The 14,072-nt window shown below is 57.3% G+C and carries 13 protein-coding genes; 7 read left to right on the forward strand and 6 right to left on the reverse strand.

The window, feature by feature from the left end; all coding sequences use genetic code 11:
- Positions 1 to 9: 9 nt before the first annotated feature.
- The 4 genes from QQL78_RS10870 (at position 10) to QQL78_RS10885 (ending at position 5,005) form a co-directional block, all read left to right on the forward strand.
- Complete coding sequence (locus tag QQL78_RS10870) at positions 10 to 1,044, forward strand: TRAP transporter substrate-binding protein (protein WP_284373324.1); 1,035 nt, start codon at positions 10 to 12, stop codon at positions 1,042 to 1,044.
- Positions 1,045 to 1,116: 72 nt separating this feature from the next.
- The gene (locus QQL78_RS10875) at positions 1,117 to 2,481 is read left to right on the forward strand and encodes a glutamine synthetase family protein (protein WP_284373326.1); all 1,365 of its coding nucleotides are present in this window, start codon (positions 1,117 to 1,119) and stop codon (positions 2,479 to 2,481) included.
- A gap of 3 nt (positions 2,482 to 2,484) precedes the next feature.
- On the forward strand, positions 2,485 to 3,855 hold the full coding sequence (locus QQL78_RS10880) for an aldehyde dehydrogenase family protein (RefSeq protein ID WP_284373328.1): 1,371 nt from the start codon (positions 2,485 to 2,487) through the stop codon (positions 3,853 to 3,855).
- A 4-nt stretch (positions 3,856 to 3,859) separates the two neighbouring features.
- Positions 3,860 to 5,005 (forward strand): iron-containing alcohol dehydrogenase, encoded by a 1,146-nt coding sequence (locus tag QQL78_RS10885; RefSeq protein WP_284373330.1) that lies wholly within the window; start codon positions 3,860 to 3,862, stop codon positions 5,003 to 5,005.
- Positions 5,006 to 5,054: 49 nt separating this feature from the next.
- On the opposite strand, the gene QQL78_RS10890 is transcribed toward QQL78_RS10885, so the two are convergent.
- Entirely contained in the window at positions 5,055 to 5,402 is a 348-nt protein-coding gene (locus QQL78_RS10890) for a hypothetical protein (RefSeq protein ID WP_284373332.1), read from the reverse strand.
- 267 nt (positions 5,403 to 5,669) lie between these two features.
- On the opposite strand from QQL78_RS10890, the gene doeA reads away from it, so the two are divergent.
- From doeA to QQL78_RS10905, 3 genes are read left to right on the forward strand one after another with little or no spacing between them, the layout of a single operon-like run.
- A complete protein-coding gene (gene doeA / locus QQL78_RS10895; protein WP_284373333.1) occupies positions 5,670 to 6,857 on the forward strand; it encodes an ectoine hydrolase DoeA in 1,188 nt (395 codons plus the stop codon).
- A gap of 3 nt (positions 6,858 to 6,860) precedes the next feature.
- Complete coding sequence (doeB, locus tag QQL78_RS10900) at positions 6,861 to 7,859, forward strand: N(2)-acetyl-L-2,4-diaminobutanoate deacetylase DoeB (RefSeq protein WP_284373335.1); 999 nt, start codon at positions 6,861 to 6,863, stop codon at positions 7,857 to 7,859.
- A gap of 27 nt (positions 7,860 to 7,886) precedes the next feature.
- Positions 7,887 to 9,263, forward strand: a complete 1,377-nt coding sequence (locus QQL78_RS10905) for an aspartate aminotransferase family protein (RefSeq protein WP_284373337.1) — start codon at positions 7,887 to 7,889, stop codon at positions 9,261 to 9,263.
- Positions 9,264 to 9,320: 57 nt separating this feature from the next.
- On the opposite strand, the gene phoB is transcribed toward QQL78_RS10905, so the two are convergent.
- From phoB to pstC, 5 genes are read right to left on the reverse strand one after another with little or no spacing between them, the layout of a single operon-like run.
- Positions 9,321 to 10,001, reverse strand: coding sequence for a phosphate regulon transcriptional regulator PhoB (phoB, locus tag QQL78_RS10910; protein ID WP_284373339.1), 681 nt, complete (start codon positions 9,999 to 10,001; stop codon positions 9,321 to 9,323).
- Positions 10,002 to 10,012: 11 nt separating this feature from the next.
- Positions 10,013 to 10,720: a phosphate signaling complex protein PhoU gene (phoU, locus tag QQL78_RS10915; protein ID WP_284373340.1), complete on the reverse strand. Its 708-nt coding sequence runs from the start codon at positions 10,718 to 10,720 to the stop codon at positions 10,013 to 10,015.
- 12 nt (positions 10,721 to 10,732) lie between these two features.
- The gene (gene pstB, locus QQL78_RS10920; RefSeq protein WP_284373342.1) at positions 10,733 to 11,503 is read right to left on the reverse strand and encodes a phosphate ABC transporter ATP-binding protein PstB; all 771 of its coding nucleotides are present in this window, start codon (positions 11,501 to 11,503) and stop codon (positions 10,733 to 10,735) included.
- Positions 11,504 to 11,543: 40 nt separating this feature from the next.
- The gene (gene pstA, locus QQL78_RS10925; RefSeq protein ID WP_284373344.1) at positions 11,544 to 12,872 is read right to left on the reverse strand and encodes a phosphate ABC transporter permease PstA; all 1,329 of its coding nucleotides are present in this window, start codon (positions 12,870 to 12,872) and stop codon (positions 11,544 to 11,546) included.
- A complete protein-coding gene (pstC, locus tag QQL78_RS10930; RefSeq protein WP_284373347.1) occupies positions 12,869 to 14,053 on the reverse strand; it encodes a phosphate ABC transporter permease subunit PstC in 1,185 nt (394 codons plus the stop codon). The genes pstA and pstC overlap by 4 nt, the downstream gene beginning before the upstream one ends.
- Positions 14,054 to 14,072 lie beyond the last annotated feature (19 nt).

The raw sequence follows: 14,072 nt of genomic DNA on the forward strand, positions 1-14,072 counted from the left end.
AGATACGACATGACAACCAGACGTAAGTTTATCCAAGGGGCCGCCGTGGCCGCCCCCGCTGCCGCATTGGCCGCACCAGCCCTTGCACAAAACACCATCAAATGGCGCATGCAGACCTATGCGGGCGCGTCTTTGGCCGCCGAGGTCATCGAACCCGCCATCAAGATGTTCAACCAGATCGCCGGCGATCGGATGCAGATCGAACTGTTTTATGCCGACCAGCTGGTTCCAACCGGAGAGTTGTTCCAAGCGATGCAGCGCGGCACCATCGACGCCGTGCAGTCCGATGATGACTCCATGGCCTCGCCCACAGAAGTCACGGTTTTTGGCGGCTACTTCCCCTTCGGCTCGCGCTATTCTCTGGATGTGCCTGTCCTGTTCAATCAATATGGTCTGAACGAAATCTGGGACGAAGAATATTCCAAGGTTGGCGTCAAACATATCTCAGCCGGTGCATGGGATCCCTGCCACTTCGCCACCAAAGATCCGATCAACTCACTCGCCGACCTCAAGGGCAAGCGCATCTTCACCTTCCCGACCGCGGGTCGCTTCCTGACGCAGTTCGGCGTGGTTCCTGTGAACCTGCCGTGGGAAGATATCGAAGTTGCCATGCAGACTGGCGAACTCGACGGGATCGCTTGGTCCGGCATCACTGAAGACTACACAGTGGGTTGGGCTGATGTGACCAACTACTTCCTGACAAACAATATTTCAGGTGCCTGGGCGGGATCGTTCTTTGCCAATATGGAGCGCTGGAACGAGCTGCCGGAAGACCTGCAAACCCTGTTCCGGGTCTGCTGCGATCAGTCGCACTACTATCGTCAGTGGTGGTATTGGGGCGGTGAAGCAAAGCTGCGCACACAGGGTGACAAGCTGAAACTGACAACGATCCCGGATGAAGAATGGGCCACCGTCGAAGCCGCGGCACAGGATTTCTGGGAAGAAATTGCCTCTGAATCCGATGTCAAACGTCGGGTGGTGGACATTTTCAAAAAGTACAACGAAGACATGGTCAAAGCGGGCCGCCCTTACCGCTACGGCTAAATTCAACACCGGGGGCGGTGCAGGCCGCCCCCAACCTTTTCTACCCGCCTTTCCCAAATGTGAGTATTTCCTATGACTGGCAAACTGTCCTTTGACGATCTGAAATCACGCGTCGCTGACGGGTCAATCGACACCGTGCTGGCCTGTTTCGTGGATATGCAAGGCCGCCTGACCGGCAAGCGGTTTCATGCGGTCAACTTTGTCGAAACCTCGTTTAAGGAAACCCACTGCTGCAATTATCTGCTGGCCACCGATCTGGAGATGGCAACACCTGACGGCTATGCATCGACCTCATGGGAAAGCGGCTATGGCGATTATATCATGGCCCCTGACCTGAGCACGATCCGGCTGACCCCGTGGCTGGAAGGCACCGCAATGGTGCTCTGTGATGTATTGGACCACCACACCCATGCACCGGTTCCGCATGATCCGCGTGCCATGTTGAAAAAACAAATCGCACGCCTGAAAAAGCTGGGCTTTGACGCGATGATGGCCACCGAGCTGGAGTTCTTCCTGTTCGAAAAGAGTTTTGAGGAAATCCGCAAAGGCAACTTTCAGGACCTGACGCCGATCTCTGGTTATAACGAAGACTACCACATTTTGCAGACCACCAAAGAGGAGCACGTGATGCGGCCGATCCGCAATCATCTGTTTGCCGCAGGTCTGCCCATCGAGAACACCAAAGGCGAGGCCGAGGCCGGTCAGGAAGAGCTGAACATCCGCTATGCTGCCGCCCTTGATTGCGCCGACAACCACTCCATCGCGAAACACGCCATCAAGGAAATTGCATGGCAGCAGGGCCACGCCGCGTCCTTTTTGCCCAAGTGGCACAAGGACCGTGTGGGCAGTTCATCCCACGTGCATCAGTCACTGTGGAAGGACGGCCAGCCGATGTTCTTTGATAAGAAGGCCGATCTGGGGAAATCCGAACTGATGGATCACTATATGGCCGGGCTGATCGCCCATGCGCCTGATTATACCTTCTTTCTGGCCCCCTATGTGAACAGCTACAAACGCTTTGCCAAAGGCACTTTTGCACCAACCAAGACTGTTTGGTCGGTGGACAACCGCACCGCCGGTTTCCGCCTCTGCGGGGCCGACAGCAAGGGCGTGCGGGTGGAATGTCGCATCGGGGGGTCGGATTTGAATCCCTATCTTGCACAAGCTGCCATGCTGGCCGCCGGCATCAAGGGTATTGAGGACAAGATGGAACTGGCCGCCCCCACCACCGGCGACGTTTATGCCGATGCCAAGGCTGCCGATATTCCACAAACCCTGCGCGCCGCCACCGAGACCCTGCGTAATTCCGCATTCCTGCGAGAGGCCTTTGGCGATGATGTCGTGACCCACTACGTGCGCAATGCAGAATGGGAACAAGAAGAATTTGACCGCACCGTGACCGATTGGGAAATCGCGCGCGGCTTTGAAAGGGCCTGAGCCATGATCACCTGTACCTCCCCCATCGACGGTTCCGTCTATGCGACCCGCGAAACCCTGAGCGCTGACGCGGCCCGCGCCGCCGTGGCCTCCGCCAAACACGCCCAAAGCGCCTGGGCCGCCCTGCCGCTGGACGAACGCATCGCCCGCGTGATGGATGGTGTCGCCAAAATCGGCGAAATGAACGATGAAATCGTGCCAGAGATCGCGCATCAGATGGGCCGCCCGATCCGCTATGGTGGTGAGTTTGGCGGTTTCAACGAACGGGCCAGCTATATGGCCGAAATTGCCAAGGATGCCTTGGCCGATATCGAGATTGAGGACAGTGCCAATTTCCGCCGCCTGATCAAACGTGTGCCGCATGGTGTTGTCTTGGTGATCGCGCCCTGGAACTACCCCTATATGACGGCCATCAACACCGTTGCTCCCGCCCTGATTGCGGGCAATGCGGTGATGTTGAAACATGCCTCGCAAACACCGCTGGTCGGCGAACGTCTGGCGCAGGCCTTTCACGCGGCAGGCGTTCCCGAAGATGTATTTCAGAACGTATTCCTGGATCACCAGACGACCTCTGATCTGATTGCCGCAAAATCCTTTGGCTTTGTGAACTTCACCGGCTCTGTCGGCGGAGGCAAGGCCATCGAACAGGCAGCGGCGGGCACCTTCACCGGCATCGGACTGGAGCTGGGTGGCAAGGACCCTGGCTATGTCTGTGATGATGCGGACATCGATGCGGCGGTGGATACGCTGATTGATGGTGCGATGTTCAACGCTGGGCAATGCTGCTGCGGGATTGAACGTATTTATGTGGCGGAACAACACTTTGACGCATTTGTCGCCAAGGCCGTGGCGATAGTAAACGGCTACAAGCTGGGCAATCCATTGGACCCGGAAACCACCCTTGGCCCGATGGCGCAGGCGCGGTTTGCCGATGAGGTCCGGGCACAGACCGCCGAAGCGGTCGCGGCAGGAGCCACAGCCCATATTGACCCGGCCAATTTCCCGCAGGACGGCGGGGCCTATCTGATGCCGCAAATCCTGACAGGCGTGACCCATGACATGCGTGTGATGCGCGAGGAGAGCTTTGGCCCCGTTGTTGGAATCATGCCGGTGAAAGACGATGCCGAGGCGGTCAAGCTGATGAACGACAGCGACTTTGGCCTGACCGCATCCGTCTGGACCCGCGACACCGCGCGCGCCGAGGCGATTGCGGATCAGATTGAGACCGGCACGGTATTTCAGAACCGCGCCGATTACCTTGACCCCGCACTGTGCTGGACCGGCTGCAAGGACACCGGCCGCGGTGGCGGCCTGTCCGTCATCGGCTATCACAACCTGACACGCCCCAAATCATACCACCTCAAGAAAGCCTGATCCCATGAGCATCACTGCAAACTGGTCCTACCCCACCGCCATCCGTTTTGGCGCTGGCCGCATTTCAGAAATCGCTGATGCCTGTGCCGCTGCCGGCATCAAGAAACCCCTGCTGATCACCGATCGCGGTCTTGCCACTATGGAGATCACCACCCGCACGCTGGACCTGCTGGAAGCAGCAGGACTGGGCCGTGCCATCTTTGCCGATGTGGACCCGAATCCGAACGAGAGAAACGCCGAGGCCGGTGTGAAAGCCTATAAAGAAGGCGGCCATGACGGTGTGATCGCCTTTGGCGGTGGTTCTGGCCTTGATCTGGGCAAGCTGGTGGCATTCCTTGCTGGTCAGACGCGCCCCTTGTGGGATTTTGAGGATATCGGTGACTGGTGGACCCGTGCGGATGCCGATGCGATTGCACCGATTGTCGCCGTGCCGACAACCGCCGGCACCGGATCTGAGGTGGGCCGCGCCAGCGTCATCACCAATTCGGAAACCGAAGAGAAAAAGATCATCTTCCACCCGAAATTCCTGCCCACAGTGGTGATCTGTGACCCGGAACTGACCGTTGGCATGCCGCCTTTCATTACCGCAGGCACCGGGCTGGACGCCTTCGCCCATTGTGTCGAGGCATTCTGCTCACCCCATTATCATCCCATGTCGCAAGGCATGGCGCTGGAAGGCATGCGTCTGGTCAAGGACTACCTGCCCCGCGCCTATGCCAATGGCACGGACATCGAAGCGCGTGCGCATATGATGTCGGCGGCAGCGATGGGGGCAACAGCATTCCAAAAGGGGCTGGGCGCGATCCATGCTTTGTCCCATCCCATCGGTGCGATCTATCATACGCATCACGGTTCCACCAATGCGGTCTGCATGCCCGCCGTCCTGCAATTCAATAAACCTGCGATCATCGAACGTATGGATCAGGCCGCCAGTTATCTGGGGATTGCAGGCGGCTTTGACGGGTTCTGCGATTATGTGGACAACCTGAATGACTCACTTGGCATCCCCAAAACGCTGGCAGGTCTGGGGGTTGAAAACCCCGATGTAGAGCGGATCGTCACCGGGGCGCTGAAGGATCCCAGCACCGGTGGCAACCCGGTTGAAATGACCCCCGAAAACACCACCAAACTGTTGCTGGCCTGCCTATAGGACAGCCCCTTCTATCCTGAAACCGGCAGTTCAGGCTGTCGGTTTCAGGTTAGTGTTCTGATCGGTCGACCATAAACATCCGGTCACCGGTTTCCCGCCACACCTCTTGCAACGAACGACAGGTCCGCGGCTTGCCCGAGAGCAACGCAACATCTGCCGCGAAAGCAGAAATCACCCGATGCCGTTGCAACGACGCTTCCACCGTATTTTCTGCTGTATAGCCGGTGAAACTATCCAGATGGATGACCACGGATATCGCCGCAAGCAGCACGACGTCGACAGACAGGTTTGCATCGCCCCTTGATATCTCCCCAAGGGCACGTTCCATTGGCACACCCTTCTCGATGACCAATGCAGCTAACTGCTGCTCTATCGTGTCAATATCCGTTAAGCGCATGCGCGTGAGCTACAGCATGATCGTGACTTACGCGAGCATTTGACACCTTCCCTTACGTTATTCCATCCTTGGGTGGTGGCGCGCCCGTCAGCGCAACCAATAGGCACTCCTTCCGTTTTCCAAAGGCCAGTACCAACCTACGACATCCAGATGTCGTAGACAGAAAAGATGTCCCCCCATCAGCGCCGCTAAACCCGTCACACACCCATTCCCAGTTGTTACATCAAGCGCGCAAGAATCTTGCCGCTGACGCCAGCGGAGCCGTTCATGCCTACGCCCAAACTCAATTTTTCGCGCACCGAATTTGACGCACGCATCGTCAGGACACGGCACCAGATGCAACAACGTGGAATCGATCTTTTGATCGTGACAGATCCGTCAAATATGAACTGGCTGACCGGTTATGACGGGTGGTCGTTTTATGTGCATCAATGTGTGGTTCTACCGCTGGAGGGGGAACCGATTTGGTTTGGGCGCGGGCAGGATGCCAACGGCGCATTGCGCACCTGTTTCATGCAGCCCGCCAATATCATCGGCTATCCTGACCACTATGTACAATCCACCGAGCGGCATCCGATGGATTACCTGTCCGCCCAGCTGACGGATCGCGGACTGGCCAAGGGTGTAACCGGCGTCGAGTTGGACAATTACTGGTTTTCAGCTGCGGCCTACGCCGCCTTACAAACCCATCTGCCAAATGCGACTTTTCAGGACGCCACCGCCCTGGTCAATTGGCAACGCGCGGTGAAATCCGAGGCAGAGCTGGCGCTGATGCGCCAAGCGGGCAAGATCGTAGGCCGGATGCATGAGCGCATTGTCGAAAAGGTCGAAGTGGGCATGCGCAAATGTGATCTGGTGGCAGATATCTATGACGCTGCACTGCGCTATGATCCCGACATCGGCGCAGGCGGCGATTATCCGGCGCTGGTGCCGCTGCTGCCATCAGGGGCTGACGCCTCTGCCCCGCATCTGACCTGGGATGATCGGCCGATGCAATCCGGCATGGGCACGTTTTTCGAGATCGCAGGTGTGGTGAAACGCTATCACTGCCCACTGTCCCGCACTGTGTTTCTGGGCAAGCCCACGCAGACCTTTATCGATGCGGAAAAAGCCGTGCTTGAGGGCATGGAGGCCGGGCTGGACAAGGCGCGCGCGGGCAATACCTGCGAGGATGTGGCGCTGGCCTTTTTCAAGGTGCTGAAGAAACACGGCATCACCAAGGACAACCGCACCGGCTACCCCATCGGCGTCAGCTACCCACCGGACTGGGGCGAACGCACCATGTCGCTGCGGCCCGGTGACAAGACCGTTTTGCAAGAGAACATGACCTTTCATTTCATGACCGGCCTGTGGATGGAGGATTGGGGGTTCGAGATCACCGAGAGCATTCGCATCGGGACCAACGGGCCGGAGTGTTTGGCCAATGTGCCGCGCAAGATGGTGGTAAAGGATTAAGCGATGAAACCCTCCCCGATTGAACCGACAATCCCGCTGGATGCGGATGGCGTCCACCACGGCTTTCTGCGCCTGCCCTACAGCCGCGATGACAGTGCCTGGGGGTCAATCATGATCCCGATCACTGTGGTGAAAAATGGCGAGGGGCCAACGGCATTGCTGACAGGAGCTAATCACGGGGACGAATATGAGGGACCAGTGGCCCTGCAGGAACTCACCGTGACCTTGCAGCCCAGCGACATCACTGGCCGCGTGATTATCGTACCTGCCTTCAATTATCCGGCCTTTCGCGCCGGCACGCGGACCTCTCCCATCGACAAAGGCAACCTGAACCGATCATTCCCCGGCGCGCCAGACGGGACGGTCACACAGAAGATTGCCGATTATTTTCAGCGGGTTCTGCTGCCGCAAACCGATATCGTTCTGGATTTTCACTCCGGTGGCCAGACGCTTGATTTCATTCCCTTTGCCGCTGCCCATGTGATGGAGAATACGGTGCAGCAGGCCGCCTGTTATGAGGCCATGCAAGCCTTCAACGCCCCATATTCTGTGATGCTGTTGGAGATTGATAATGTCGGCATGTATGACACCGCCGTTGAAGATATGGGCAAAACCTTTGTCTCAACTGAGTTGGGCGGGGGTGGATCTGCCACCGCAAAATCCATTGCGATTGCCAAAAAGGGACTGCGCAATGTGCTGATCCATGCCGGGATTTTGCAAGGCGAAATGCAGATAGATCCGACCATCAACATTGACATGCCCGACGGGGATTGCTTTGTCTTTGCACAGCACGATGGATTGTTCGAACCGATGGTCGATCTGGGCGAAGACGTGACCAAAGGTGACGTAATTGCGCGGGTTTGGCCGATGGATCGCACAGGTGTGCCACCGCTGGAATACAAAGCCACAACAACCGGCCTGCTGATCAGCCGCCACTTCCCGGGGGTGATCAAATCCGGTGACTGCATGGCTGTGATTGGCCACCGCGTCGACAAAGATTAACACGCCCTGAGGGCCAAAGGAGTAGACATGCTAAAGAATGACCAGCTGGATCAATGGGACCGCGATAACTTTTTCCACCCTTCGACACATCTGGCACAGCACGCCCGCGGCGAAAGCCCTTCCCGTGTGATCAAGACCGCCAGCGGTGTCCATATCGAGGACCGCGACGGCAACAAATTGCTGGACGCCTTTGCCGGGCTTTACTGTGTGAACGTCGGCTATGGTCGCAAGGAGATCGCCGATGCGATTGCCGCCCAAGCGCAGGAGCTGGCCTATTATCATTCCTATGTGGGCCATGGCACAGAGGCATCGATCACCCTCTCCAAAATGATTCTGGACCGTGCCCCCGCAAATATGTCCAAGGTCTATTTCGGGCTTGGTGGATCTGATGCCAATGAAACCAACATCAAATTGGTCTGGTATTACAACAACATCCTTGGCCGCCCCGAAAAGAAAAAAATCATCTCGCGCTGGCGTGGCTATCACGGCTCGGGGCTTGTGACGGGCTCCCTGACCGGACTGGAGCTGTTTCACAAGAAATTCGATCTGCCGATTGATCAGGTTAAACACACGTTGGCACCCGATTTCTTCCGCCGCGATGACCTGTCCCAGACTGAAGAACAGTTTACTGCAGCCTGTGTTGCCGATCTGGAAGAGCTGATCGCGCGTGAAGGGGCCGACACCATCGCCGGTTTCATCGGTGAACCCGTGCTGGGCACCGGCGGTATCGTGCCGCCGCCCAAAGGATACTGGCCCGCGATTCAGGCCGTGCTGAAAAAGCACGACATCCTGCTGATCGTGGATGAAGTTGTCACCGGCTTTGGCCGTCTGGGCACCATGTTCGGGTCTGACAAATACGGGCTGGAGGCGGATATCATCACCATTGCAAAGGGGCTGACCTCTGCCTATGCGCCCCTGTCCGGGTCGATCATCAGTGACCGGATGTGGAAGGTGCTAGAACAGGGCACGGATGAAAACGGTCCCATCGGCCATGGCTGGACCTATTCCGCCCATCCGATTGGCGCGGCAGCGGGTGTGGCCAACCTCAAACTGATTGACGAGCTTGATCTGGTGTCCAACGCCGGCACCGTGGGGGCCTATCTGAACAGCAGCATGAAAGAGGCGTTGGCGGATCATCCACATGTGGGGGATGTGCGTGGCGAGGGTCTGCTTTGTGCGGTGGAGTTTGTGAAAGACAAGGACAGTCGCACATTCTTTGACCCGGCAGATAAGATCGGGCCACAGGTCTCTGCCACCTTGTTGGCACAGGACAAGGTCATCGCGCGCGCCATGCCGCAAGCGGATATGCTGGGTTTTGCCCCACCCTTCTGCCTGACCCGTGACGAAGTAGATACCATCGTCGCGGCCACCGCACGGGCGGTGAAAACCGTCCTCGGTTCCTAAGCAGGCACGTTCAGTTGAATGCAAGCCCCGGCATCTGTTGCGGGGCTTGCAGGCTTTCTACCCCAACGCATAGCCAGTGCCCCGCACGGTACGGATCAGATCACCGCCCTTGCCTCCGCTCAGCGCCTTGCGCAGCCGCCCCACATGCACGTCAACCGTGCGCGTATCAACGTAGTTATCCAGCCCCCAAACACGGTCCAGCAATTGTTCGCGCGTCCAGACACGTCCGGGTTTTTCAATCAGGGTGCTAAGCAGGCGAAACTCGGTCGGGCCAAGTTTCACATCATCACCTGCACGGGTCACCCGGTGGGTTTCCGCGTCCAGAACAATATCCTCAAATGACAGGGTTTCCCCAACCGTTGTTGGACGTACACGGCGCAGCTGGCCACGAATACGCGCCATTAACTCGGCAACGGAATAGGGTTTGATCACATAGTCGTCGGCACCGGTCTCAAGCCCACGCACCTTGTCGATATCTTCGGATTTAGCCGACAACATGATCACCGGAATGCCACGTGTGGCCGGGCTTGCCTTAAGACGGCGGCAGACCTCGATGCCCGACAGCCGTGGCATCATCCAATCCAGCACAATCACATCCGGCAGATCCTCCTTGACGCAGATCAGCCCCTCTTCCCCATCAGCAGCCTGTGTCACGCGACAGCCTTCAGCCTCGATATTATACCGCAGGACTTCGCGTTGTGCAGGTTCATCCTCGACAATCAAAACATGTGGTTGCATGGCCTGCCCCCTTAATCCAACGTGCTGAGATAGGCGGTGCTGTCAGACTTTGGCCGGTCTTCTTCAGGCATCTCGCCGGTCACAAGATAAATCACCTGTTCGGCCATATTAGTGGTCAGATCCCCCATCCGTTCGATGTTCTTGGCCATGAAGTGCAGATGCATACAGGCGGTAATCTGGCGCGGGTCTTCCATCATGAAAGTCAGGAATTCGCGGAACAGCGCGTTATACATCTGATCCACCTCCTGATCCCGCTGGCGCACGTCCTCGGCGATTTCCGCGTCTTTGCGGACAAAGGCATCCAGTACATCTTTCAGCATCACCTGCACCTCGCGCGACATCCGGCGCAGCGAAGAATTCGAGCTGGCTGAATTGGGCATGTCGATCAGCGCAGAGGTACGTTTTGCAATATTCTTGGCATAATCGCCGATCCGCTCAAGACTGGCCGCAAGGCGAAGCACGGTCAGGATGACGCGCAAATCCTTGGACACCGGTGCCCGCAACGCAATGACCGTTGCCGCCACATCATTGACTTCGAGCTCCAGCGCGTCAATGGACTTGTCCTTGAGACGCACGGTTTCGGCCAATTCAATATCTTGCGTTTCCAGCGACTTGGCGGCATCAAGGATGGCCTCCTCGACCAGACCGCCCATCTTCATGATCAGCATTACCAGACCTTCAAGATCACGGTCATAGGCGGATGAAATATGTTCTTTCATGACGGTTGCTCCTTAACCGATCCGACCGGAAATATAGCTTTCCGTGCGCGGGTCTTCGGGGTTGGTAAATATTTTATCGGTATCACCATATTCAACCAGATGCCCGAGGTGGAAGAAGGCTGTCTTCTGGCTGACCCGCGCGGCCTGTTGCATCGAATGGGTGACGATGACCACGCAGAAATTCTGGCTCAAATCGTCGATCAGCTCTTCAACCTGTGCGGTTGCAATCGGATCCAGTGCCGAACAGGGTTCATCCATCAATAGAACCTGTGGTTCAGTGGCCACCGCGCGGGCGATACATAGCCGCTGTTGCTGGCCGCCTGACAGGCCCGTGCCCGGTGCATGCAGCCGGTCTTTCACCTCGTCCCAGATGGCACCGCGGCGCAGAGCACGTTCAACGATATCATCCATTTCGGATTTATTGTTAGCAAGGCCGTGAATGCGCGGACCATAAGCGACATTGTCATAGATCGACTTTGGAAACGGGTTGGGTTTCTGAAACACCATCCCCACCTTGGCGCGCAGCTGCACCGGATCAACGCGGCGGTCATAGATGTCCTCGCCGTCAATCTTGATGTCACCGGCAACGCGGCAGATATCAATGGTGTCATTCATCCGGTTGATACAGCGCAGAAACGTCGACTTGCCACACCCCGAAGGGCCGATAAAGGCGGTGACGGCATTGTCCTGTATCTCTACGTTCACATCCTTGATGGCATGGGTGTCACCATAATGGACCTGCACATTTTTGGCGCTGATCTTGGTGGTGGTTTCGGTATGCATTTTAAAGTCCATTCGATTGTGATCCAACATGTCCGATCTCCTACCAACGACGTTCGAATTTGCGGCGCAACATGATTGCGACAATGTTCATTGCCAGAAGGAATACCAGCAAGGTGATGATCGCCCCTGACGCACGTTCCACAAACCCCGGGTCGGCACGCTGGGTCCAGTTGTAGATCTGGACTGGCAGCGCGGTAGAGGCTTCGCCGAACAATCCGGCATCAGGTGTATAGGCTGCCGGGTATTCGCGCACAAAGGCGACCATCCCGATCAGCAAAAGTGGCGCGGTTTCGCCCAGCGCCTGCGCAAGGCCGATGATTGTCCCGGTCAGGATACCGGGTGCAGCCAAGGGCAGAACATGGTGAAACACCGCCTGCATCTTCGAGGCCCCGACGCCAAGTGCAGCGTCGCGGATCGAGGGTGGCACGGATTTGAGCGAGGCACGGGTCGAGATGATGATGGTCGGCAGGGTCATCAGCGTCAGCACCAGACCGCCCACCAGTGGCGAGGATTGGTTCAGTTCCATAAAGTTGATGAAAATCGCCAAGCCAAGGATGCCGTAGACAATCGATGGCACCGCCGCGAGGTTGGAGATGTTCACCTCGATCAGATCAGTCCAGCGGTTTTTCGGTGCAAACTCCTCAAGGTAGATGGAGGAGGCAACCCCGATGGGCAGCGCCAGCACCAGCACCACAATCATCATGTAAAGCGAACCCAAGATCGCAACACCAAGCCCTGCCGCTTCAGGGCGCTGATCAGAGGCATCCGGCGCAATCAGGAAATCCCAGTTCAGGCGGGTTTCCAGCAGGCCGGCTTCTTTCAATTCTTGCGCCAGCATCAGGGCTTCGGGGGATGTATTACCGTCAAGGGCTGCACTTTCCATCGTCACGCGGCCTTTGAAAAAACCGTCAATCCGCCCTTCGGCCAATAGGTCGAACGTCATGGTGGTGCCGATCACATCAGGGTTGGCCAGGACATGGTTGCGCACGGTGGCGGGTGCCTCTTTGGAGATCAGCTTGGCCACGTCCTTTTTGGACATTTCGGTGGTGATGCCCGCCTCTTGCATTGTTGCCAGCAGCCCGTCACGCAGCAGCGAAGCATAGCCGATGGTGGTCACCTTGCGCATGACCGCCGGATCGCGCACGCCGGATTTGTCCAGCTTGGCCTCAGGCAGCTCCACGTTGATCGTTAGATAGGTCTGGCGAAAGGCGCTGAGGCCATTGCCCAGAACCGAGGTCAGCAGCACCGCAAGCGCCAGCATGGCGATCACAATTGCGCTGATCCCGTAGAGCTTGAAGCGGGCTTCGGCGGCGTTGCGTTTGCGGGTGCGGGCGTCAACCGTCAACAGCGAATTGGTTGCATGGCTCATTCGTACTGCTCCCGATACTTGCGCACGATATAAAGCGCAAAGACATTCAGCCCCAGGGTGATGACAAACAGTGTCAGCCCAAGGGCAAAGGCGACAAGGGTTTCTGGTGAAGCAAAATCGGTATCACCGGTGAGTTGGCTGACGATTTTAACGGTCACCGTTGTCATCGCCTCGAACGGGTTCAGTGACAGGCGCGCGGCGGCCCCTGCCCCCAGCACCACAATCATGGTTTCGCCAATCGCACGCGACGCAGCCAGCAGCACCGCGCCGACGATGCCGGGAAGTGCGGCAGGCATCACCACCTGGCGGATGGTTTCGGATTTGGTTGCACCAAGCCCAAGTGATCCATCGCGCATGGTCTGCGGTACCGCGTTAAAGATGTCATCCGACAAGGAGCTTACAAAGGGGATCAACATCACCCCCATCACCAGCCCGGCGGTCAGCACCGAAGACGCGCTTTGACCAAACCCCATGGGGGCCGCGAAATAATCCCGCAGAAACGGACCCACAGTGACCAGCGCAAAAAGGCCATAAACGATGGTGGGAATACCCGCGAGGATCTCGATCGCCGGTTTGGCAATGGAGCGCATGCGCGGGCTGGCGTATTCAGAAAGGTAAATCGCAGCAAACAGACCGATAGGCACCGCGAAGAGCAAGGCAATCAAACTGATGTAAAGCGTCCCCCAAAGCAGCGGCAAGATGCCCAGCGCACTGTCGCCGCGAAAATTGGGAGACCATTCCGTGGAAAAGAAGAAATCTTTCCAATCATAGTCGCGGAAGAAGTTTGTGGTTTCGAACAGCATCGACATGACAATGCCGACGGTCGTCAGGATCGCGACACCCGAGGCGGCGATCAACACAAGGGTGATAAGCCGTTCCGCGCGGTTGCGGGCGATGAAATCGGGGCGGCTTTGCCAGATTGAAACCACCAACCCAAAGACCGCAACTGCGGTTACGATATAGGGTAAAGGGGCTGTCGGAAAACCGCCAAACCCGCCGATCAATGCAATCAACATGGCTGGTAGGAACACCGTCAATCCGGCGCTTAATCCATATTGTTTGGGAAGCGAGGCAAGCTGGCGGCGGTCACCCGAGACCAACCTTAAAGCATGGCGTGGGGCCATGAGAAATGCGGTGGCACTTAGCGCGATTGCAAGCAGCACGGACAGTGAAAGCGACATCGCTATTGGGCCTTTTCTA

The sequence above is a fragment of the Sulfitobacter pacificus genome, from assembly GCF_030159975.1.
Taxonomy (GTDB): Bacteria; Pseudomonadota; Alphaproteobacteria; order Rhodobacterales; family Rhodobacteraceae; genus Sulfitobacter; species Sulfitobacter pacificus.

What these genes read in the sequence shown, in the direction of transcription:
- QQL78_RS10885 (WP_284373330.1), top strand. Translation starts at nt 3,860, where the DNA reads ATGAGCATCACTGCAAACTGGTCCTACCCCACCGCCATCCGTTTTGGC.
- QQL78_RS10870 (WP_284373324.1), top strand. Translation starts at nt 10, where the DNA reads ATGACAACCAGACGTAAGTTTATCCAAGGGGCCGCCGTGGCCGCCCCC.
- QQL78_RS10890 (WP_284373332.1), bottom strand. Translation starts at nt 5,402, where the DNA reads ATGCGCTTAACGGATATTGACACGATAGAGCAGCAGTTAGCTGCATTG.
- doeA (WP_284373333.1), top strand. Translation starts at nt 5,670, where the DNA reads ATGCCTACGCCCAAACTCAATTTTTCGCGCACCGAATTTGACGCACGC.
- doeB (WP_284373335.1), top strand. Translation starts at nt 6,861, where the DNA reads ATGAAACCCTCCCCGATTGAACCGACAATCCCGCTGGATGCGGATGGC.
- pstA (WP_284373344.1), bottom strand. Translation starts at nt 12,872, where the DNA reads ATGAGCCATGCAACCAATTCGCTGTTGACGGTTGACGCCCGCACCCGC.
- pstC (WP_284373347.1), bottom strand. Translation starts at nt 14,053, where the DNA reads ATGTCGCTTTCACTGTCCGTGCTGCTTGCAATCGCGCTAAGTGCCACC.
- pstB (WP_284373342.1), bottom strand. Translation starts at nt 11,503, where the DNA reads ATGCATACCGAAACCACCACCAAGATCAGCGCCAAAAATGTGCAGGTC.
- phoU (WP_284373340.1), bottom strand. Translation starts at nt 10,720, where the DNA reads ATGAAAGAACATATTTCATCCGCCTATGACCGTGATCTTGAAGGTCTG.
- phoB (WP_284373339.1), bottom strand. Translation starts at nt 10,001, where the DNA reads ATGCAACCACATGTTTTGATTGTCGAGGATGAACCTGCACAACGCGAA.
- QQL78_RS10905 (WP_284373337.1), top strand. Translation starts at nt 7,887, where the DNA reads ATGCTAAAGAATGACCAGCTGGATCAATGGGACCGCGATAACTTTTTC.
- QQL78_RS10880 (WP_284373328.1), top strand. Translation starts at nt 2,485, where the DNA reads ATGATCACCTGTACCTCCCCCATCGACGGTTCCGTCTATGCGACCCGC.
- QQL78_RS10875 (WP_284373326.1), top strand. Translation starts at nt 1,117, where the DNA reads ATGACTGGCAAACTGTCCTTTGACGATCTGAAATCACGCGTCGCTGAC.